A 22,060-nucleotide genomic window follows, 5' to 3' on the forward strand; every position below is an offset into this window, starting at 1 on the left:
TACTATTTCCGTACCAAATCTGGTCTTAACTTTACAGCATCATGTAAATACACATGATGGATATCCTGTTGTGCAGCTTCTGTATTCACATGCATCAGCACACGGATACATAGCGGCAGGCCACCGGGTACATCCATTTCATGGGTGCACATAATAGGTACATACTGCCAGCCATCCATCGACCTTACCGCTTTAGCGGGAAAGGCTGATTTAATATCTGCCGTTGTCGATATCGTAATGGAAGCAATATCTTCCGGGACAATTTTATTCTCCTTCGCCATCTCCACAACAAGGAATGCTGTTTCCGCCCATACAAACTCTGCTGTATCTGCCGGGATTGTCGTTGCTCCTCTAATACCGCGAATCATCATTCCACCTCCGATAGTAATATCCGCAATTCGGCGTCGATTTCCTCGCACTCCGAAAGCTCAATTTTTTTCACATATGGCTTGCCAATTTCCTCCAGCAGGACAAACTGCAGTTCGCCATAATCCGCTTTTTTATCTTTTAATAAATAATCCTTTAGCTGTGCGAAGGTATACATATGTACAGCATCGAACGGATAGCCATTGCTGCGCGCAAACTGATAGAAGCGGGTCGTAAACTCCCGTGTAATGGATCCATGTCTTTCACTCAACAGCAGGCAGTATACAAGCCCGATCATTACCGCTTCACCGTGAGCCAAACCACCATACCCTGCAGCTGCCTCGATAGCATGGCCGTAAGTGTGCCCGAGATTTAAAAATTTCCGGACAGACTGTTCCGTTTCGTCTTTCTCCACGATATGAGCCTTTACCGATACGCCTTTTGCCAAATAGTCAGCAAGTGTAGGCTCATCAAGCCGGGATACATTTTGCTCCATTAATTCGTTCAGCCAGACCGGGTCGGATATCATAGCATGCTTGATTACCTCTGTCATCCCTGAGAGAACTTCACGTACCGGCAATGACCTTAGAAGACGTATATCATACAGTACCGCTTCCGGCTGATAAAAAGCACCAATCATATTCTTGCCGAGTGCATGGTTAATAGCTGTCTTGCCGCCTACCGCCGAGTCATGCGCCAGAATCGTCGTAGGCACTTGGATAAAGGGAATCCCCCGCATATACGTAGCTGCCACAAAACCGGCAAGGTCTCCTACTGCACCACCGCCAAATGCGATCAATAGTGATTTACGTGTGCATTTTTTCTCAAGCAAAAAGGTATGTGCAGCATGAAAATTATCAAATGACTTGCAGCTCTCTCCCGCCGGCATGATTAATTCATCGAATGCATACGGACAAGAAGAAGTAAAATAATCTCCCTGCGCCGCCCATACATGTTCATCTGTCAGGACGATTACTTGATCGACCCTTTGGAATAATTCCTTGTAGCTTTCAAATGCTTCTTTCAGAATACCGTTTCCAATGACTACCTCATATTGGTGGGAGGCTGCGCGAACTGGAATTTTCATTTTAAAACTCCTTTGCTAGCTTGTGCATTTCCTCAATTTGCGCCTTCAGCTGGGGCAGCTGATCACTGTGGAATTGATCGATAATAGCAGCAGCAATTTCCCAGGCAATAACATGCTCTGCTACAACGGAAGCTGCCGGAACTGCACAGCTGTCACTGCGTTCGACGCTCGCTTTGAATGTTTCTTTCGTTTCAATATCTACACTGTTCAATGGTTTATAAAGTGTCGGAATCGGCTTCATGACACCGCGCATAACAATTGGCATACCGGTTGTCATGCCGCCTTCAAGTCCACCTAAATTATTTGTTCTGCGTGTATAGCCGTTTTCTTCATCCCAAAGGATTTCATCATGCACCTGTGAGCCTGGTCTGCGTGCTGCTTCAAAGCCGATACCGAATTCCACCCCTTTGAACGCATTGATGGAAAGCATTGCTTGCGCCAGTTTCCCGTCCAGCTTGCGGTCATAATGCACATAGGAACCGATTCCCGCGGGAAGCCCTTCCACTACGACTTCCACGATACCGCCTATGGAATCCCCTGCTTTTTTTGCTGCATCAATTGCTTCCACCATTTTTGCAGATGCTTCCGGATCCACTGTGTAGCAAGGGTCTTCTTCTATAATTGTGCGGATTTCATCGGCTGATTTACCTGCTACCTTCGACACATCCGCCTTAATGCCTGCAATTTCCGTTACATAAGAGACGATAGAAATGCCCAATTCGTTTAATAAAGCTTTCGCTACGGAGCCTACAGCGACACGGACAGTTGTTTCCCTTGCACTGGAACGCTCCAGCACATTACGTAAGTCGCGGTGCCCGTACTTGATTCCACCGACCAAATCTGCATGACCGGGGCGCGGGCGGGAGATTTGGCGCTTCATTTCGCTTGGGTCTATATCTTCCGGAAGCTCTGCTGCCCCCATAATTTTTGTCCAGTGCTTCCAATCATCATTTGTTACTACAAGGGCAACAGGGGAACCTAATGTCTTCCCATGACGCACGCCCGACATGATTTCGACTGTATCCGTTTCAATTTGCATGCGGCGGCCGCGGCCATGCCCCCCCTGCCGGCGTTTTAAATCATAGTTAATTTTCTCTGCTGAAATTGGTAAAAGAGAAGGCAGCCCTTCAATAATTGTTGTTAATTGTGGTCCGTGAGACTCACCTGCTGTTAAGTAACGCATAGTAAACACTTTCTCCCTTCAACTCGCTAAAGTATGTATTTTTCACTATAACATATCTAACTATAAAATACAGTACGTATTCCGAAATAAAACTTTTTAGTTACGAATATTCTGAACGTTCTTTGTTTATTTCCGCCTGAGGATCTTCATTCCTTCGGCCTTGCCTTTACTTCCTTTTTCGGCCGCTAAATAAACAACGCCTTTCGCATATAGACGAAAAGCGCCGGTATCCCGTATAAACGTTCAGCCTCATTAAGCAAATTACATGACCACCCGCTCCTATTTCTTGCGGTAGAAGAAAGTGTCCTCTACCTCAAATCCATAACGGCCCGGATTAAATATCTGTTCAGTAGATCCTACAAATAGAATACCACCTGGGCGTAACGATTTGCTGAAATTCTCATAAATCTGATCTTTTGCCTCCTCAGTAAAGTAAATCATTACATTTCGGCAGACAATTAAATCAAAATTGGATTCATAATGGTCTTTCAATAAATTATGCTTCTTGAAATTGACGGTGCGTTTTATATCCTCGCTTACCTTGTAGAACTGCCCCTCCTGCTTGAAATATTTCGCCTGTACATCCTTTGGCACTTCCGCAAGGGAACGTTCAGGATAAAGGCCCAGCTTTGCCTTTTGAATGACATTTTCATCCAAGTCAGTGGCCAATATGCTTATCTGGGAAAGCGGTAAGTAATGGGACAGCACCATCGCCAAGCTATATGGCTCTTCGCCGGTCGAGCAGGCGGCGCTCCAAATTTTCGGCCGCTTGTTTACAGCAAGCAGCTTCGGAAATATTTTGTTTTGCAATACTTCCCAGCGTTTGCCATTGCGATAAAATTCCGAAACATTGATCGTCATCCGGTCCAGAAACTCATTCATCAAATCCCGGTCCTTTTCCAGTACAGCCAGAAACTCTACAAAGTTTTTATAACCCTTTTTTTCATATAAAGACGTTAGGCGTCGTTTCATTTGTGCTTCTTTATATAATGCCAGGTCAATTCCTGTTCTTCGCTTTATGCCTTCAATAAATTGTTCATAATCCGACATCTTGCCACATCTTCCCCTCTGACGCATTGTATCATTTATTATAGCGGAAAATGGACCTTACAGAAATAGTAAATCTGTTAAAACTCCTGAAACTCTCGCTTTTCTAAAATACCCAAGAATACTATTCAGTCAATTCCAGTCGCTTGTGAGACTCTAATAGCATCTTGGACTGTTCCAGTTCCAGCCGCATTTTTTCCGTTTCACGTTCCATAATCTGCAGACGCTGCCCCTCCAGTAAAAATTCTTTTTCTGCTAATTGAATTTGCAGCTTCGTCTGTGACCTCCTATGAACGGTATAAATAGCCGTAAGCGGGATCGCTCCGCCAATTAAAATTGCAATGATTGGTATTAACATCCACATCTAAAACAACTCGCTTTCTGTATTTTCGTTTCTTTTGGAGGCAGCCCTGAAGGCCAAGTGTTCACTTGTTTGCTTCCTCTATACCAAAATTATCTACTATCTTCACTACGCATTCAATAGGTTTATCCCAACTTTTCCTTTTTGGGTAAGAGAACGTCTCTCCATCCTGAAATTAGGATAAACCATTCTCCTCTCTTTTTATTCTCATTTTTACAAATTACTTTCCATCTATTGACGATAGCTGAAAAAAGCATGGAGGGTCGGTTTGCTTTTTCAGCTGCCTGCCTCCTTATTCCTAAAGAGTCCGTTTAGTAAAGAAGTAGCTGTACAATTGCTTATACTTCCTAATTTTCCTTTCCGATACAAAAAGAGCAGTGGACAAGTATTGACTTCATACTTGCCCGCCGCTCTTTAATATGCTTTCTAACTGTCTTTTTTCATTTCGATTAATGCCTGTTTTGATTGCTCCAGCTCCAGGCGCATTTTTTCTGTTTCTTTATCAAACGTTTGAAGGCGCAGCTTCTCCAGTTCAATTTCGTGTTTTAGACGCTTGAGCTCAATGCTTTTATTTTTTGTCACCATATCTGCAAGTATGCCTACGACTACCATTAATCCAATTGCTGTCCACATGTGTTTTCATCTCCTCCGCCTTTTACATTGGTAGCATACCATAAATTTGGCTATTTATAGAAATGAATATACGAAAAAGGAGCCCGCTTGAAAGTTATACTTCCTTGCTGGCTCCTCTTTACTAGAGAAGAAAAGGGGGCGCCTAAAAATGAATTTTCAGGCACTCCCTATTAATAATTGTAAATTAAACTAATTCTTCACCGAACCAAAGGCCGATTTCACGCTCTGCAGAAGCAAGAGAGTCAGAACCGTGGATTACGTTGTGAGATACAGTTACTGCATAGTCACCACGGATAGTACCTGGTTGAGATTCAGATGGCTTTGTAGCGCCGATCATGATACGAGCTAGAGAGATAACAGATTCGCCTTCCCATACCATAGCAAATACTGGACCTGAAGTGATGAAGTCTACTAATTCACCGAAGAATGGACGTTCACTGTGCTCTGCATAGTGTTTTTCTGCTAAGTCACGTGATACGTTCATTAATTTAGCACCGCGCATTGTGAAACCGCGACGCTCGAAACGGTCGATGATGTCACCGATTACTTGACGATCAACACCGTCTGGCTTAACCATTAGGAAAGTTTTTTCGATAGCCATTATTTTAACACTCCTTTAAATTGGATACAGGTTTTTTTCACCTACCGATAAATATTACCAAAATAACATAACCGGTGCAAGCGATACCTAGAATTTACGTTTCCCCATGAATAAGGCAATATCACGCAATTTCTTTTTCATTGGATGTGGAGGCAATGCCTCTACTTCCTTTAAGGCCTTTTTTAAATATTTATCGCTGATTTTTGCTGCTTCCAAAATCGCATTCGACTTACGGACAAGCTTTAGCAGTTCCTTCCGTTCTTCCTCAGTCAGCGTCCCCTCGATCGCCTTATCGATATATGGACGTACATGTGGATCATCCTTCAGCAGCAGCGCGGGCAGCGTAATATTTCCTTGCAGTAAATCACTGCCGGCCGGTTTTCCCAACTCCTTATCAGTAGCCGTGAAATCAAGAATGTCATCGACGATTTGGAAGCTCATACCGACAAAATAGCCATATCGCTTCAATCGGCGGACATTTTCCGGCTCCACCTCTCCCACGATTGCCCCCAGCTCGCAACTGGATTCGATTAGAAGCGCTGTTTTTCGTTTAATACGGCGGAAATAATCCTTGATGTTTTGATCCAGCCGAAACTTATCTTCAATCTGAATTACTTCCCCGTTTACGATTTCCACCATCGTCCGTGCCAATATTTGATGAACCCGCGGATGTTCAATGACCGTCACATGCTCAAGCGCACGGGCAAAAATAAAGTCGCCCGTATACATGGCTACCCGGTTGTTCCACTGCGCTTTTACCGTACGTTCCCCTCTTCGCATTTCTGAGTCATCAATCACGTCATCATGGACAAGTGACGCCATATGTATCAGTTCAAGCGGGACAGCGATATGCTTTACGCGGTCGATTTCATACCGGCCCATTTTGGCGCTGAGCAGTACAAATACAGGCCGTATCCGCTTTCCACCCGCTTGAAGAAGATGAAGGGAGGCGTCGTTCAACAAGTGTGAAGACGAGTTCAACGCTGTTTCTAATTCTTTTTCGATGACTTCTATATCTGATTTCAGGTCAGCATAGAGCAACTTCAACTTCATCTTTTCCACGCGAACAAACCTTCTCCCACTAAATTTCTTTTTTAAAGCCCATATGCATTGCCGCTGCTCCGCCGCTATAGCCTTTATATGCTACTCTTTCAAAACCGGCTTCCCTGAACATAGCAGCCAGCTTCTTCATACCTGGGAAATCATTCGCTGATTCCTGCAGCCATGAGTATTCTTTATAGCTTTTAGCAAACAATTTGCCAAACATCGGCATTACATATTTAAAGTAAAAACGGAACAATTGACGGTAGCCCGGAATTTCTGGCTGAGACGTCTCAAGGCATACAGCCATCCCCCCCGGCTTCAATACCCGGTTCATTTCGCGCAGCACCTGCATATAATCGGGTACATTGCGCAGCCCAAACCCAATCGTTACATAATCGAATGTATTATCCTCAAACGGCAGTTCCATTGCATTGCCATGAATAAGCTCTACAAAGTCGTAAGGCAACACTTTCTTCTTGCCGACGCTCAGCATATTTTCACTGAAATCCAGGCCTTTAACGATACCATCTCCGGCAGTTGCCTTCGCAAGAGCAATTGTCCAGTCCGCTGTTCCGCAGCATACGTCCAGACAAGCGGAACCTTTTTTGACATTCATACGCTTCATGACATCATCGCGCCATAATTTATGCATTTGGAAGCTGATGACTGAATTCATTTTGTCATAGCTATCTGAAATTTGTTCAAATACTTCATGTACACGTTGTTCCTTCGCTTTTGCCATTTTCTCAAAACCTTTCTTTATCCACGAGCGTTCAAGACACTATATCAACAATTGCCTGCTTCAGCGCCTCGTTATACGTGCTTGCTTCAAGTATTGCCGTTACTATTTGCTTACGCCTGCTGATTTCCTGCCTAAGCGCCTCTCCAACAGGCTGTTCCCCAAGGCTAAACTGCATACAGTTTACATAGACGGATGGTTCTCCCTTTATAAGAGCTTCTAATTCTCTATTTAAACGGGCTGCCGTCAAAGCTTCCTGCATCACCTCAAGATAGCTATCAAATCGGTATACATAAAAAAAACGTTCAATAAGGGCCGTTTCAATAACAGAGAGGGCTTTTACCCAATCCTGAAAATACCGGCCTTCTCGCTCGTACACTGTTATTTCATGCTCACATCGGTCGACAATAGCCTCCGATAATTTGCGGATCAGCTCAACATTGCCTGTCTGTGCCAGCAATTGATAGTAGCGTCCGCTATAATAGTCTCCCGATAAAACTGTCAGCTGCTGTTCCTTCGATGTAGCATCTGTTTCATGGATCCTATCATGCTCTGCCAATGACGCATGCACAATGCCAACAGTCATCGCACTTGTCGTTGTCTCCTCTGTCCATGCTTCCTCATTCAGCTTCGGCAACAGCAAAAAAAATAGCTGCTTTTCGTTTAACAGCGGTGTGCCAGTGTATTTCAACAGCGTATTGTGCTGAATAGTATCCAAAATATATGTTTTCAGTTGACCTACAGCTTGGCCAATCGTTGTTGCATCCATAAATAATGCTCCATTTCACTAAAGTAACTATGCTCTATTATAGCATAGCCAGCTTGGTGTTGTATTGAAATCGCGGATACAGTCTATTACTTTTTTCCGCTGCTTTCAACTATTCCGTGGGACGAATGGATCTTCGCCTTCCCGCGAATCTTCATAGCTGAAGTATGCTCCGTAAATTGTGCAATCATTACTTCACCCGCATCCAACTTTTCAGAATGGTGGAATTTTGTATCGGTTCCACGTGTCAGTCCAATCACATGAACACCATCTTCCAGCGCTTCAATGATTATATAGTCAGGTTGTGTCATTACCAGCTCGCTCCTCATACCAACAGATTCTTCATTCATCATAACATAATTCTATATGAATTAAGACATTTGAATAAAGGAAATGATTTCACTGCGCTTCACATCGTCCGTTTCATAAATACCTCGGGCTGCAGAAGTAACCGTTTTTGCCCCCGGCTTCTTTAAACCGCGCATTGTCATGCACATATGTTCCGCCTCGACAATCACATAAACTCCTTTAGGGTTCAGCATTTCCATAATTGCATCTGCGACTGTCGATGTAATACGCTCCTGCAGCTGCGGGCGGCGTGCCACCGACTCTACGCAGCGTCCTAGCTTGCTGAGTCCTGCTACTTTTCCATCACTTGGTACGTATGCAATATGGGCTTTCCCGTAAAAAGGTACAAGATGATGCTCGCACATTGAGTAGAATGGAATATCCTTTACAAGCACCAGCTCTTCATGATCTTCATGGAACACTGTGCTAAAATATTCTCGTGGGTCTTCCTGAAGACCGCTGAACATCTCCGCATACATTTTGGATACACGTTTTGGCGTATCAAGCAGACCTTCTCGGTTCACGTCTTCCCCTACTGCTTCTAAAATCATTTTTACCGCTTCTTCAATTTTTTTCAGATCAACATTCGACATAATTGCCTCCTATAATTCTAAATCGCTGCGATGAATTTATATGTACAATTTATTTTAACTCTGCACGGTCTCTCTACCGGCCCTCTATCATTCACTCGCTACCCGGTGAGAACACAGATGTTCAACTTACCACATGAATCGTAGCACATTCGCCCTACAAGTTCAAAAATGCTTACTCTATTTATAAAAAATATGTAGAAAATCACATAAGAAAAGTGCATTCGCTCATGTTTGCTGCGGCGGGCAACCGCAAAACATTCTTTTACGCTTCACTGGATGATATATTTACCCCGGTGCTAAAAGAAGTTAAAAAAGAGCAGCCCCCATGCAAAAATCATGGAAGGCTGCTCTATGTAACTACGGCTGTGTATTATTTTACAGCATCTTTAAGCGCTTTACCTGGTTTAAAAGCAGGTACCTTGCTCGCAGCGATTTCGATCTCGTCACCTGTTTGTGGGTTACGACCTTTACGAGCTGCGCGTTCGCGTACCTCGAAGTTACCAAAACCGATTAATTGTACTTTGTCACCCTTTGCAAGAGCATCTTGAATTGTATCAAATACAGCTTCAACTGCTTTAGAAGCGTCCTTTTTAGAAAGACCTGCAGCTTCAGCAACAGAGTTTACTAATTCTGTTTTATTCACACCATTCACCTCCTCTCAAAGGGTCATGAACCTAAATCATGTAAAAAGATTAACATAAGAGAAACCGCTCTGCAACTGTAATTAACCGCTTTTTTCGCGTTATTAGTGGTTTTTTCAAAGAAAATGAAAAAGAACAGTGCAAAATTACTAATTTTGTCACCGTTCTAAGTAAAAATCTATTCAATTTTTTCGATGTCTCTATTAAATCACAAACGTTACAATTCCTCTTTCTCCTTCATTTACCATGCGCTCAATTGTAAGACGCATACGTTCTTTTGCACTTTTTGGTATAGCTTCCATCTTATAACGGATACTTTCTGTCAGCACTTCATGAAGAGGTGTTCCGAATAATTGTGTACTCCAAAGTGCTTCCCGGTCATGCTCAAAAGCATATCTAAGATCTTTCAATAATTGCTGGCTATGGAATTCCGAACCGATGAGCGGTGAAAATTCCGAGCCCATATCAATTCGGATGATATGGTAGGAAGCAGCCTTGGCCTTCATACGTACCCCGTAGAAATTATTTTGCTGGATCAACTCAGGCTCACTTGGTGTAAACTCCTCCATTGTAGGGAGTGTGACCCCATAGCCGTCCCTTCTGGCCTGCTCAATCGCATTTTTAAAGCGCTTTTGCTCCTCTTTTGCCTGGGCCGATTCCTTGATAAACAGGAGCCAGTCTTTCTTTGTATCAATCGGTTCTGATAACCATTCATTACAGGCGGCCTTGTATGTGTCCTCATTGATCGCAAGGCGCACAGTCGCCACACCTAGTCCAGGGTCCACTTCCTGCAGCTCACAGCTTTTCACAAAGTCAATTTGCGACAGGACACTCGTCGCATGCTCTACATCACGGATTTTCCCGATAGATGATGTCATATGCTCGATCGCTTCATTCAGCGTCAGGTGGATTGGATGGATCTCATCCAGCACGTCCAACCAATCAGGCTTTTCTACCTCAATGACTTCTACCGGGAACTCATACAGCGCCTCTTGCAAGATATAGGCAATATCCTTCTTCGTTAACTGCTCAATCGCTACGGCATGTACTGGGACATTATAGCGCTCCAGCAGCTCATTCCGCAGGCGAATCGTGTTTTCATGAGCAGGCATTGTGCTATTCAGTACAATGACAAACGGTTTTCCGATTTCCCGCAGTTCCTCGATGATCTGTCTTTCAGCAACCTCTGCCGCTGAACGTTTGATGCCATTTACTGTTCCGTCAGTCGTTACGACAACCCCAATGTTTGCATGGTCACGGATGACTTTATCAGTGCCGATTTTCGCTGCTTCCTGGAATGGAATCGGCTCATTATGCCAAGGCGTCTGAACAAACTTCGGCCCATTCTCATCTTCATATCCCTTTACCCCGTCAATTACGTAGCCGACGCAGTCTGCCAGCCTAATTCGGAAGGACAATCCATTATCTCCGATACCAATTTGAGCGCTCTGTGCCGGGACGAATTTCGGCTCGGCCGTCATGATGACAGGACCAGGTGAGCTTTGTGGCAGCTCGTCCAATGCACGCTTTCGCTCATCATCAAATTCAATGTTCGGCAGTACGACCATTTCCATCACTTTTTTAACAAACGTCGATTTCCCAACCCGAACAGGACCCACAACACCGATATATACATCTCCATTTGTGCGTTCAGCCAACTGTTTAAATACTTGTTCTGACATACGGCTCCCCCTTTACGTATTATCATTGTATGAATTCCATAACAGAATATGAAAAATGCTTCTCGTAAATTACGAGAAGCATTCCATTATTTTTCACTATTTTCTTGTTTGTTCTGTTCTAGTTCTTGCTGCTCTTGCCGCAACTGCTCTTTTCGCTGTTCTCTTTCTGTTACCGGATCATACATAAAAACTACTTCATTGTTTTCATTTACCGTGTAAGGCAGAGAATAAGCAGGGATTACCGGGTATTCATCCGCTAATAAAAACCGGATGTCTTCCCCCGGTACCGGCTTTAGTTTTTTATCCTCAATCATCCGCTGCAGATCGATTGAATAATCAACATATACGTCACCCTCGCTTGACACAACAAGCGGCAAAAGATTATTTGAATACGGACTATCCACTGCTATATCCGTTTTATAGCCAATATTATCAAAGTTGATCGTATAAACATAATCTGCCACACGGTCTTTAAACTGAGGGTACTTAGTAGCCATAAAGCGGATATTTACTTCGCGTAGCCGTTCTGTCATTCGCAGGTCAACCAATTTCACAGTAGGCGTTTCCTCCGCATTCCAAATAACATACTGGAAGATCCCCCCTTGTTCAAATGAATTTTCCGGTGATTTTACAAGGTATCCTCCGTTCGTAAGCCTTGAGAAATCAATTTGATATTTGACAAATAGATCGGTATCTTCTTCACTATTTTTAATTGGTAATACTCCTGTATCCTGTTGATAAGCATCGACTGCCCGCTGTACAGAATTCAGCAGATCCGGATCAGGGGTTTGCTGTACTCTTTCCTGCTCTTCATCCTTATATAAGCTGCCGCATGCCGACAGGATGATCGATACGACGCATACAAGCCCAATTAGCAAATACTTCTTCATTTTTTCACCTTCCATCCTTTAAGCCGGCCATGTAGCTACAACCAGCACCATTAAAATAGTTCCTATAAGGAATAGGCCAAATGCAACCATCCTGAAAATAAATGATAAAACTCCATTATGTATCCATTTGCGGACCGCAGATACGATTAAAACGGCAACCAACATTAAAGCGATGGAATAAAAGGAAACCCACATCACATCCATAGCAGGCATAGCCGCCAGCGGACCGCGTGTGTTAAGAACAAATATTGAGTGATCCATTAATAAAACTGGATTCAAAGAAAAAACCGCCTTTCCTGTTTCAAAATTCACACTGCTAGTAATTATACCGTTTTCTAACATAAAAGAATAGGAGACACATACGTGTGCCTCCTATATTGTGAACAAATTATTAAAATTCTCCCAGCAGCCGTTTGCATAAACTACCGGTCAAACAATCGAATTCAGCATTGTTCAAAAAACGCTGCTTATTTTTACCGCAACTCGTCAATTTCTGCCTTCTTCATGCGGATCATGAGCTCATCAACAGCCTGCTTTGGCTCCTTGTCGTTGAATAACACTTCATAGAGAGCTGTTGTAAGCGGCATTGGCACATCATGCTTCTGAGCTAGTTGATAAGCTGCTTTCGTCGTACGTACGCCTTCAACAACCATCCCCATCTGCTCCAATACCTCGTTTAGCTTCAGGCCTTTCCCGAGCATATTACCAGCTCGCCAGTTCCTGGAGTGCACACTTGTACATGTAACGATCAAGTCGCCCATACCCGTCAGCCCTGCAAACGTAAATGGGTTTCCGCCCATTTTGACGCCAAGACGTGTAATTTCAGCAAGGCCCCGCGTAATAAGCGCCGCTTTTGCATTATCTCCATACGATAAACCATCAGTTATACCGGCTGCAAGCGCGATAACGTTTTTTAGTGCCCCGCCGATTTCTACACCGATTACATCATCGTTCGTATAAACACGGAAATACTGGCTCATGAATAAATCTTGCACTTTTTCCGCCGCTGCAAGTGACTCTGAAGCTGCCGTTACTGTTGTCGGGTGCTGCAGCACAACTTCCTCTGCATGAGAAGGTCCGGATAGCACAACAATTTCTTCGATTTGCTCCGGTTTCATGCTTTCCTTCATCAACTCGGAAATACGCAGCAAGGAATCAGGTTCAATTCCCTTCGACACATGAACAAATAGCTTCGGTTCCGTCAACAGCTTCGACAGCTCGCCGCACACTTCCCGTATCGCCTTTGTCGGCACTGCCACTACAATAGTCTTTCCGTGCTTTGTAGCCTCCTCCAAGGACGCTGTAGCACGTAAATTAGCCGGCAGCACTGTACTCGGCAAATATTTTTTATTTGTATGTTCATTGTTAATTTCATCTGCTTGATCCTGGCGGTGTGTCCATAAAAGCGTGTCATGGCCATTTTCAGCCAGTACAATAGCCAGCGCTGTTCCCCAGGATCCAGCCCCTAGTACCGTTACTTGTTCCATCCAATCTCCCCCTTACCGAATTAATCACGCGCACGTGTAATTAAACGAATTGGAGTTCCCTCAAAGTCAAATGTCTCACGGATACGGTTCTCTAAGAAACGCTCATAAGAGAAGTGCATCAGCTCCGGATCATTGACAAATACAACAAATGTTGGCGGTTTGATCGCAACCTGTGTCGCATAATAAATACGTAGACGGCGTCCTTTGTCGGCTGGAGCCGGATTACGGGCTACCGCATCTTCAATCACTTCGTTTAAGATAGAAGACTGGATACGCATCGCATGGTTTTCACTAACCCGCTGAATCACCGGCAAAATCTGGTGAACACGCTGCTTCGTTTTCGCTGATACAAAGACAAGCGGTGCATAATCAAGGAATAAGAAGTGCTCGCGGATTTGCTGTGTATAGAAATTCATTGTTTTCTCGTCTTTTTCAATGGCATCCCATTTATTCACGACAATCACAATCGCTTTTCCGGCCTCATGGGCATATCCTGCAATTTTTTTGTCCTGCTCCTGAATACCCTCATCTGCATTTAGCACGACCAATACAACATCTGAACGTTCAATCGCTCGTAGTGCACGTAATACGGAATACTTCTCCGTCGTTTCGTACACTTTTCCTTTTTTACGCATCCCTGCTGTATCAATAATCACATACTCCTGGTCTTCATACGTATATGGTGTATCGATCGCATCACGCGTTGTGCCGGCGATATCAGACACGATGACGCGGTCCTGACCTAGGAATGCATTTACTAAAGAGGATTTGCCTACATTTGGTCGGCCGATTAAAGAGAACTTGATGACATCTTCATCATATTGTGCTTCATCCTCTTTCGGGAAATGCTTTGCACACTCGTCCAATAAATCCCCAAGCCCAATACCGTGCGAGCCTGAAATCGGGAACGGATCGCCAAAGCCAAGTGAATAAAAATCATAAATCATTTCACGCATGTCCGGGTTGTCAATTTTATTAACGGCTAATACAACCGGTTTCTTTGTTTTATATAAAATCTTGGCAACCTGCTCATCAGCAGCTGTTACACCTTCACGGCCGTTTGTCATAAAGATAATGACATCCGCTTCATCAATGGCAATTTCAGCCTGTTGGCGGATCTGTTCTAAAAACGGTTCGTCCCCGATTTCAATCCCGCCTGTATCAATAATGTTGAATTCATGTGCTAACCAATCTGCCGAACTATAAATACGGTCGCGTGTTACGCCTGGAATATCTTCCACGATCGATACACGCTCTCCAACAATACGGTTGAAAATTGTCGATTTACCTACGTTCGGACGACCAACGATGGCGATTACTGGTTTTGTCATCTGTTATCATCCTTCCAAACTTCTTCTCAAATGTGTATTATACATCAATCTTGACAGTATAGCATGTTTTCACAACATTCAAAACCGCTTCCGTTATTTATTATCATACCCTTTCCCTGCACATTTTAAAGAAAGCCTTCCACTGCCGCCTTGCTTTTGTCTCCTCGGTTTGGCTGACGGGTGTTTGCAAGTATCCTACATCAGAAACCTTCATAAAAAGACGAAAAAGCAAAGTCATAAAACGACTTTGCCTTTTCATGAAACAGACGTAATCTGTTACAATTTACTGCTTACTTTTCAGTAAATTTCTTCAACTGATCGCCAATCACATCACTGAATGAGAAGCCCGTATTCTCTTCCGGAAGTTCGTAGTCGAACTCCTCTTCTTTATCAGGGTTTTCTATCAAGTCTTTAATATTCAATGACAGGCGGCGTTCCGCTTCATTAACATCAAGCACCTTTACTTGTACTTCCTGGCCTTCTTTCAGCGCCTCATGCGGTGTATTGATATGCTTGTGGGAAATTTGTGAAATGTGTACGAGCCCTTCGATACCTGGGAACACTTCTACAAAAGCACCAAATGATACAAGGCGTTTTACTTTACCAGTTAAAATTGAACCTTTGGCAGCTTTTTCTTCCACACCCGCCCATGGTCCAGGGAGTGTTTCTTTAATAGACAGGGCGATTCTTTCATTATCATGATCGACTGAAAGTACCTTTACCTTCACTTCTTGTCCTTCTGAAAGTACAGTTGATACGTCATCAATATGCTCATGTGCTACTTGGGAGATATGCACAAGGCCGTCGATTCCGCCAAGATCCACAAAAGCACCGAAACTTGCCAGGCGCTGTACCTTGCCATCCAGAACATCGCCTTCTTTAATATTATGGATGACTTCCTGTTTCTTCGAAGCCTTCTCTTCTTCCACAACAGCGCGGTGAGAGAGAATAAGGCGGCCCTTTTCCTTATCAAGCTCTGTAATTTTAAAGCTCATTGTTTTCCCTTTATAGTCTTCAAAGTCCTCTACAAAGTAATCTTCGACTAATGATGCAGGAACGAAGCCACGCACGCCTAAATCAACGACTAAGCCGCCCTTCACTACATCCTTCACCTCAGCTTCGAATACCTCACCTGATTCATATTTCTGAATAAGGTCATCCCATGCCTTTAACGCATCTACTTTGCGTTTTGACAGCACGAAGTTCTCTTCTTCCACCTTAGTGATCATTAGTTCTAGTGTATCACCCACCGATACAGCATCAGAAGCCTTTTCGATGTGTAAGCTTGATAGTTCGCTAATTGGGACAATCCCATCGAATGGAGCACCTTCTATAGTAACTGTTACTGATTTTTCATCTACCTGCTCAGCAACACCCTTTACGATATCTCCTTCTTGAAATCCTTCGTTTACACTTAAGTTCATTTCTTCAGACATATGTAACCCTCCTTCGCATCTTCCACTTTTTATTTTATTCGAAAATAAATATAAAAACAAAAAATTTCCCTTTTTTTCAGAAATTTCATGTAATCGATGGGAAAAACTCTATTTTTCTTGCCTTTTTAAACGCATAGGTCGCCGGAAATCCTACATTTGCCTACTAAAATGTACGGGGGAAAACCTTAACGGCCAATTGCGTAAGCTGCTATCTATTTACACATTACCCAAACAAAATAATTTCATGCTTATTTTCGAGAGATTATGCTATTTTTTCTTTCGCTAATTTTAAAATGGCTTCAGCAGCTGCGTCAATTGATAGCTGAGTCGTATCCAAATACATTGCATCCTCTGCTTGAATAAGGGGAGATGCTTCCCGTTCGCTGTCCTTTTTATCGCGCAGGGCAATTTCTTCTATCAGACTTTCAATGGATGATGGGATACCCCGTTTTTCATTATCCAATTGGCGTCGGCGTGCACGCTCCTCTACAGAAGCTGACATGAAGATTTTCAGCTCTGCATTTGGCAATACATGCGTCCCGATATCTCTTCCGTCCATTACAACCCCGCCTTGTTCGGCAAGCTGCTGCTGCATCGCTACAAGAATCTCCCGGATATTCGCATAAGCCGCCACCTGGGAAACGTTCGCTGTCACTTCATTTGAGCGGATAGGCGCCGACACGTTCTCGCCATCAACAAAGACAAGTTGTCCTTCCTGTGAAGGCTGCAGCCGAATCTCTGTCGCGCGGAGCATTTTTTCAAGAGCCTGCGCGTCTTCTAATTGTATGCCTGTACAAAGTGCTTTATACGTTACGGCGCGATACATCGCCCCCGTATCGATATACGTATAGCCTAATTTTTCTGCTACAATTTTTGCGATCGTGCTTTTCCCCGCTCCAGCCGGACCGTCAATCGCAATTTGAATATTCTTTGCCATAAATAATCCCTACTTTCCTTCCCCATTGTACCATATTCCTTCAAAATTTGACCTGTCTGAACGATGGATGTACGGACCATTTGTTTTCTAAATTCACCTTTTTGATTTCCATGCTGTTTAGAGTCCCATTATCCACATAGTGCAAGCAAAAAATACTTCTGAACCTATACTTTTTATTGTTTTAACAGTTCCCGTGCAACAAATGTAATAAAAAAGCCACCGTTTCCGGTGGCCTCAAACTGGTGTATTCATTTCTTTCTTGCGGATGTGCAGCTGGCGCTCAAAGCAAAAGCGTACAATATACTGCTTATCCAGATCATCTGTATCTTTAAACTGCATGGAGGCATAGCGCTGGCCATTCCGTTCGAAAATACTGATGACACTAGCATCAGTGATTACATAGCGCATATCGCCGTTCAAATACGGCAGGACGATTGTCAGCTGAACGACATCTCCTTCTTTAAATGTGACAGATTGGTTTATATGCAGCAATATTCCTCCTGCACTTATATCAGCGCTTACAAATTGATTATAGCGCTCTTCATGCCCTACAGCGATATCCACGGCTGTTTCTACCCGTACATATTCCCTGCGCTGAATTTTAATAAATTCATCCTCGGGTGGAACTTTCAGCATAATCATAGGGATATTTCCCTTTTTACGCCCAAGCACTTCTGTATTGAAGGCAAAGCTCTGCTTGGCCTCTGTGTGAAAGGTAGCCCGGAATTGTGCGCCGTCTACTAAGAAAGCCGTTCTTTTTGTCTCCGTATTTACAGGATAATCGATGTAGATGGCATGCTCATTCTGCTCTACAACCTTACATCGCAGCTTTTCAACACTATCTGTATACGTAGGCTCCAATATCAACATTGTCCCGATTTTTAGTTCCATGTAGTTCCCCTCAACCATCGTTTAGTAGTTCTATTATGTCATGGATTTGGTATTTTTTCTAGATATAGAGGGAATTTTTCATCAGACTAATTGCTCAATCTGGACGACTTTATGGGTATTCGCGTCTATTAATACCCGGAAGGTTTCGTTCTGCTCATGATCTAATCTAGCAATCACTTCATAACAAAGCACTAATTCACGGCCTGTATTTTCCGCGTATACAAGTTTTGTCTCCTCAACATTTACACCATCAGCAAAATAATTTTCCATAGCAAGCTCTACCGGTGTTGTATCAGGGAGATTTTCTTTTTGTATATATTCCATCGCATTGAGCCCTAATAGCTCGCCTGTATCTTTTGCAAGCTTCAACTGGATGCTGTCCGGATAAACAATTGCGTCTCCTGATTTACGTGAGAAGACAAAGTGCCATGCTTCATGGTTTTCCCTTGCTTCTACATAGACAGCATCCGTATATCCAGCCTTCTGTAAAAAGCTAGTAGCCATCTCACGTGCCTGCTGCTGTGTCACTTGCGGGTCATTCGCCGGTCGTTCCAGTAAGAACGAAAGGATATGGCCGCCTTTTTTCGTAATATCAGCATAGCCTAAACGCGAGCCGCGCGCGAATTGAATATGATAGAACGGATAGGCTGCATCATCTGCATTCATGGATACGGTTACCGTTGCTCCGTCAGTCGACGGGAATAACTCACGCATCTTTTGCAATGCCTCATCCTTCGTCACTTCCTTATCCGTTAAATGGACAAGATCTCGTTTCTTCTCATAATCTGATTCGCTGGCAGTCAGGGGGAAATCAGTCTCCTGGTAGCTCTTCAAGTTGGCCGAGACCGTCTGGAATGGAGATTTTTCTTCTAACAGCCCATCTGCCCATGTGTCATAATTGCTGCCCGTCGAGAAAAATCTTGCCGTGGCAACATTCCATTCTTCCTTCAGACTATTCATATTTTGGGCGATAGCTTGCCAGTCCCCTTGTGTACCGCTCTTTGCCTGATCTCCCATCCGTCCGAGGTAACTCATCATATCATTGGCTACTCCATTATGAATTGGAAGCTTCCCGATAGAATTGCGCAAGTCGTTACTGATTCGCCAAATCGACTGCATCTCGTTGTCCCGCGCCTCACCATCCTCAAAAAGCTGCGCTTGATTGATAGCCTGCGACAGCTGGGTCATTTTAGCGGAGGCAGCCGCCATTTCATTCGTATAATAAGCATGCATCGATTGCTTTAGCTCATTGTTTTGTTTCGTTAGATCTACCGCATAAAGCAGCACTGCAACCAATAATATCCCAACTAAATATAAACTATTTTTCATCATCCACCTCTAGTAGCAGAAAATATGCTCACCTATCTGTTTTATTTGTGGCCGTGACCAAATCCACGGACTTGTAGCTGTTTCCGGGTTGAAATAGTATAATGCGTTTTCAGATGGGTCCCAACCGTTCATAGCATCTAAAACAGCCTGCTTCGCACGATCATTGGGCTCCAGCCAAATCTGCCCGTCCGCAACCGCTGTAAATGCCCGCGGCTGGAAGATAATTTCTGAAATTGTGTTCGGGAACTCATTGGATTCCAGTCGGTTTAAGATGACTGCTGCGACAGCTACCTGCCCCTCATACGGCTCTCCACGTGCTTCTCCGTATACAGCATTGGCCATTAGCTGCAAGTCCTGTTCGGAATATTTGCCCGGCAGTTGGACCTGGCTATTCTTTGTTCCCTGCTTCACCTGCTGTTCTAGCGGAATACCACCATAATAAGTGAAGCGTCTTCCCTTATTGATTTGTTCCATTACCCATGCCCTGTCATAGTCAGTGTTGTTAACAAGTGCCTTCTTTGTACCAGTTCCTGCCACGCCGTCAACCTTCAGCCCATAATCAGACTGGAAGTTTCTCAATGCCCAGTACGTGCCGTAGCCAAAGACGCCATCAATATTGCCATCGTAATATCCGATATACTGCAGCCTCGCCTGTAATTCAATGACATCATCACCAAACGCTCCCCGCTCCACAACCTGGGAGGAAAAAGCATTTGCTTGCAATGGGATGAATGAAATGATCAATAAATACACAACCAAAATTGATGATGACCATTTTTTTATCATCGCGAATCACTCCTTTTTACGTAGGATGGAAAAACAGCCACTTTTTATACACAAAAAAAAGCTTTTGTACACGAAAATTGTGAACAAAAGCCATTTATATTTTATTATTTTCATATAGATGCTGAACAAGATGTCGATGTGCCTGTTTCACCTTACGCAAGCCAAACCACCATAAAAACAACATAAACGGCAGCATCAAGTAAATGAGATGGCCCTTCAGCGTTAAAATTGTGTTATAACTAAGATGTAGGAGAACAGGTGCAAGAAATGCAAGTATCAGGTATTCTAGCTGTTTATTATCCTTTGAAAATTTGCTTTTCCCAAAATAATAGCCCATGACCACGCCGAACAGCGCATGACTTGATACAGGAAGGATCGCACGCAAAAAGGCCGTATCGATTCCGAATGATAAGAGATAGAGAACATTTTCAACGCTGGCAAACCCAAGGGAAACGGCTGCACCATATAAAATCCCATCATATGGGTCATCAAATTCTACGTGACGCAATATGGCGACAAAGATGACAAACCATTTGAAAAATTCTTCGATCGAACTCGCAAAAATAACATCCGATAAAAAAGGATTTGAGAAGGTCCCTTCCTCCTCTGACACATATTGGATGAACATGATCGGGAAAGTAATGATAGCACCGTAGATGAAGGTGTGAAGAAGAGTTCTTCGGGGCTCCGTGGACATCTGGTTCCGCAGATAAAAATAGCTGAGAAGGGCCAGACCTGGTGCAATACCTGCTGATATTAAAATGAACATGTCTAGTACCCTCCTTCCATTCTGAAAAAAATTTCCCTTTTATTATAGCAAAAACATCTACAAGAAAGTGTAAACAGGAGGTTTTCTTATGAAAAAAAATATTCTGCTCATCCATACAGGCGGTACAATTTCAATGAAAATGGGAGAAGAAGGAGCGGTATTAGTTAACGAGCGCAACCCGCTCATTGGCGCAAAAGAAACGCTGGCAGGCTATGCTAATATAGTAGAAATCGAAGCGTTCAATCTTCCTTCCCCACACATTACGCCAAAAGAGATGCTTACATTACGAAATTTAATTATCGAACAGACACAATTATACGCAATAGATGGTGTCGTTATTACCCACGGAACAGATACTTTGGAGGAAACAGCCTATTTTCTAGATTTAACAACCCGCTTCGACTTCCCGATTGTCCTAACAGGAGCAATGCGGTCTTCCAATGAACTCGGTGCGGACGGTGTATATAATTTAATCGAGGCTATTCGCGTCGCATGTGATAATAAAGCACGTGACAAAGGGGTTCTTGTTGTCATGAATGATGAAATTCATCAGGCGTTCAACATCACGAAAACTTCGACTTCCAGTGTTAATACATTCCAAAGCCCGCAATACGGCCCAATCGGATTAGTAACAAAAAAAGCGGTTCATATCCAGCAGCAGCCTGTCCGCAGACAGTATGTTCCGCTTGAAGAGGTCTCAAAGCGTGTGGCACTCCTGAAGGTATACGCCGGGATGGAGGCTGATATCCTGGAAGCCGTCATGGCATCCGGCTATGACGGGCTTGTGCTGGAAGGACTTGGTCAAGGAAATGTTCCGCCGGCAGTATCAAAAGTAATTGAGAAACTTGTGGCCAATAATATTCCGGTCGTTCTCGTATCGCGCTGCTTTAATGGTATTGCAGAGGGAGTATACGGATATGATGGCGGCGGAAAGCAATTAGAGGATATGGGTGTCATTTTTGCGAATGGCATCAACGGCCAAAAAGCCCGCCTCAAGCTGCTCATCGGCATCAACCAGGCTCATAAGCCAATCGACTTAAAGGTATTTTTTGCGTAATATATACTTCCAAATGGTTTCATACTAAACTAATCCTTATCAATTAGAAGAGGTGC

Annotated in this window: 25 protein-coding genes; 1 reads left to right on the forward strand and 24 read right to left on the reverse strand. The window is 43.6% G+C overall.

All coding sequences use genetic code 11. The features are described from left to right. Positions 1-2: 2 nt before the first annotated feature. From aroH to prsW, 24 genes are all read right to left on the reverse strand, one after another. On the reverse strand, positions 3-368 hold the full coding sequence (aroH, locus tag BOD01S_RS09825; protein WP_036154481.1) for a chorismate mutase: 366 nt from the start codon (positions 366-368) through the stop codon (positions 3-5). Beyond that, positions 368-1,453: a 3-dehydroquinate synthase gene (gene aroB, locus BOD01S_RS09830; protein ID WP_036154479.1), complete on the reverse strand. Its 1,086-nt coding sequence runs from the start codon at positions 1,451-1,453 to the stop codon at positions 368-370. The genes aroH and aroB overlap by 1 nt, the downstream gene beginning before the upstream one ends. Position 1,454: 1 nt before the next feature. Next, positions 1,455-2,636, reverse strand: a complete 1,182-nt coding sequence (gene aroC, locus BOD01S_RS09835) for a chorismate synthase (protein ID WP_036154477.1) — start codon at positions 2,634-2,636, stop codon at positions 1,455-1,457. 279 nt (positions 2,637-2,915) lie between these two features. Then, a complete protein-coding gene (locus tag BOD01S_RS09840) occupies positions 2,916-3,686 on the reverse strand; it encodes a CheR family methyltransferase (RefSeq protein ID WP_036154475.1) in 771 nt (256 codons plus the stop codon). 121 nt (positions 3,687-3,807) lie between these two features. Next, a complete protein-coding gene (locus BOD01S_RS09845) occupies positions 3,808-4,047 on the reverse strand; it encodes a hypothetical protein (protein ID WP_036154473.1) in 240 nt (79 codons plus the stop codon). A 423-nt stretch (positions 4,048-4,470) separates the two neighbouring features. Then, entirely contained in the window at positions 4,471-4,677 is a 207-nt protein-coding gene (locus BOD01S_RS09850) for a hypothetical protein (protein ID WP_036154470.1), read from the reverse strand. A gap of 184 nt (positions 4,678-4,861) precedes the next feature. Further along, the gene (gene ndk / locus BOD01S_RS09855) at positions 4,862-5,278 is read right to left on the reverse strand and encodes a nucleoside-diphosphate kinase (protein ID WP_036154468.1); all 417 of its coding nucleotides are present in this window, start codon (positions 5,276-5,278) and stop codon (positions 4,862-4,864) included. Between the two features lie 87 nt (positions 5,279-5,365). After that, positions 5,366-6,340, reverse strand: coding sequence for a heptaprenyl diphosphate synthase component II (hepT, locus tag BOD01S_RS09860; RefSeq protein WP_063180327.1), 975 nt, complete (start codon positions 6,338-6,340; stop codon positions 5,366-5,368). 19 nt (positions 6,341-6,359) lie between these two features. Next, positions 6,360-7,064, reverse strand: a complete 705-nt coding sequence (locus BOD01S_RS09865; RefSeq protein WP_036154466.1) for a demethylmenaquinone methyltransferase — start codon at positions 7,062-7,064, stop codon at positions 6,360-6,362. Between the two features lie 31 nt (positions 7,065-7,095). Beyond that, positions 7,096-7,830, reverse strand: a complete 735-nt coding sequence (locus tag BOD01S_RS09870; RefSeq protein ID WP_036154464.1) for a heptaprenyl diphosphate synthase component 1 — start codon at positions 7,828-7,830, stop codon at positions 7,096-7,098. An 86-nt stretch (positions 7,831-7,916) separates the two neighbouring features. Continuing rightward, entirely contained in the window at positions 7,917-8,138 is a 222-nt protein-coding gene (mtrB, locus tag BOD01S_RS09875) for a trp RNA-binding attenuation protein MtrB (protein ID WP_036154463.1), read from the reverse strand. Between the two features lie 60 nt (positions 8,139-8,198). Next, positions 8,199-8,768: a GTP cyclohydrolase I FolE gene (folE, locus tag BOD01S_RS09880; protein ID WP_036154460.1), complete on the reverse strand. Its 570-nt coding sequence runs from the start codon at positions 8,766-8,768 to the stop codon at positions 8,199-8,201. Positions 8,769-9,138: 370 nt separating this feature from the next. Next, entirely contained in the window at positions 9,139-9,411 is a 273-nt protein-coding gene (locus tag BOD01S_RS09885; RefSeq protein WP_036154459.1) for an HU family DNA-binding protein, read from the reverse strand. A 201-nt stretch (positions 9,412-9,612) separates the two neighbouring features. Next, complete coding sequence (spoIVA, locus tag BOD01S_RS09890) at positions 9,613-11,091, reverse strand: stage IV sporulation protein A (protein ID WP_036154456.1); 1,479 nt, start codon at positions 11,089-11,091, stop codon at positions 9,613-9,615. Between the two features lie 86 nt (positions 11,092-11,177). After that, positions 11,178-11,981 carry a hypothetical protein gene (locus BOD01S_RS09895; protein ID WP_036154454.1) on the reverse strand — a complete coding sequence of 268 codons (804 nt, stop codon included), beginning with the start codon at positions 11,979-11,981 and terminating at the stop codon, positions 11,178-11,180. 18 nt (positions 11,982-11,999) lie between these two features. Continuing rightward, positions 12,000-12,242 carry a DUF2768 domain-containing protein gene (locus tag BOD01S_RS09900; protein WP_036154718.1) on the reverse strand — a complete coding sequence of 81 codons (243 nt, stop codon included), beginning with the start codon at positions 12,240-12,242 and terminating at the stop codon, positions 12,000-12,002. A 212-nt stretch (positions 12,243-12,454) separates the two neighbouring features. Continuing rightward, positions 12,455-13,468: an NAD(P)H-dependent glycerol-3-phosphate dehydrogenase gene (locus BOD01S_RS09905; RefSeq protein ID WP_036154452.1), complete on the reverse strand. Its 1,014-nt coding sequence runs from the start codon at positions 13,466-13,468 to the stop codon at positions 12,455-12,457. A 20-nt stretch (positions 13,469-13,488) separates the two neighbouring features. Further along, positions 13,489-14,799 carry a ribosome biogenesis GTPase Der gene (gene der, locus BOD01S_RS09910; RefSeq protein ID WP_036154450.1) on the reverse strand — a complete coding sequence of 437 codons (1,311 nt, stop codon included), beginning with the start codon at positions 14,797-14,799 and terminating at the stop codon, positions 13,489-13,491. Between the two features lie 290 nt (positions 14,800-15,089). Beyond that, complete coding sequence (rpsA, locus tag BOD01S_RS09915; protein WP_036154448.1) at positions 15,090-16,235, reverse strand: 30S ribosomal protein S1; 1,146 nt, start codon at positions 16,233-16,235, stop codon at positions 15,090-15,092. A 262-nt stretch (positions 16,236-16,497) separates the two neighbouring features. After that, positions 16,498-17,172 carry a (d)CMP kinase gene (gene cmk, locus BOD01S_RS09920; RefSeq protein ID WP_036154446.1) on the reverse strand — a complete coding sequence of 225 codons (675 nt, stop codon included), beginning with the start codon at positions 17,170-17,172 and terminating at the stop codon, positions 16,498-16,500. Positions 17,173-17,406: 234 nt separating this feature from the next. Further along, positions 17,407-18,063, reverse strand: a complete 657-nt coding sequence (locus tag BOD01S_RS09925) for a flagellar brake protein (RefSeq protein ID WP_036154445.1) — start codon at positions 18,061-18,063, stop codon at positions 17,407-17,409. A gap of 81 nt (positions 18,064-18,144) precedes the next feature. Beyond that, positions 18,145-19,392 (reverse strand): PepSY1/2 domain-containing protein, encoded by a 1,248-nt coding sequence (locus BOD01S_RS09930; RefSeq protein WP_036154443.1) that lies wholly within the window; start codon positions 19,390-19,392, stop codon positions 18,145-18,147. Positions 19,393-19,401: 9 nt separating this feature from the next. Continuing rightward, positions 19,402-20,178, reverse strand: a complete 777-nt coding sequence (gene sleB / locus BOD01S_RS09935) for a spore cortex-lytic enzyme (RefSeq protein WP_036154441.1) — start codon at positions 20,176-20,178, stop codon at positions 19,402-19,404. A 94-nt stretch (positions 20,179-20,272) separates the two neighbouring features. Next, a complete protein-coding gene (gene prsW / locus BOD01S_RS09940) occupies positions 20,273-20,947 on the reverse strand; it encodes a glutamic-type intramembrane protease PrsW (RefSeq protein WP_036154439.1) in 675 nt (224 codons plus the stop codon). Positions 20,948-21,035: 88 nt separating this feature from the next. Here prsW and BOD01S_RS09945 point away from each other — a divergent pair, with 88 nt between their 5' ends. Beyond that, positions 21,036-22,004, forward strand: a complete 969-nt coding sequence (locus tag BOD01S_RS09945; protein WP_036154438.1) for an asparaginase — start codon at positions 21,036-21,038, stop codon at positions 22,002-22,004. Positions 22,005-22,060: the final 56 nt, after the last annotated feature.

The organism is Lysinibacillus odysseyi 34hs-1 = NBRC 100172, from assembly GCF_001591965.1.
GTDB lineage: Bacteria > Bacillota > Bacilli > Bacillales_A > Planococcaceae > Lysinibacillus_B > Lysinibacillus_B odysseyi.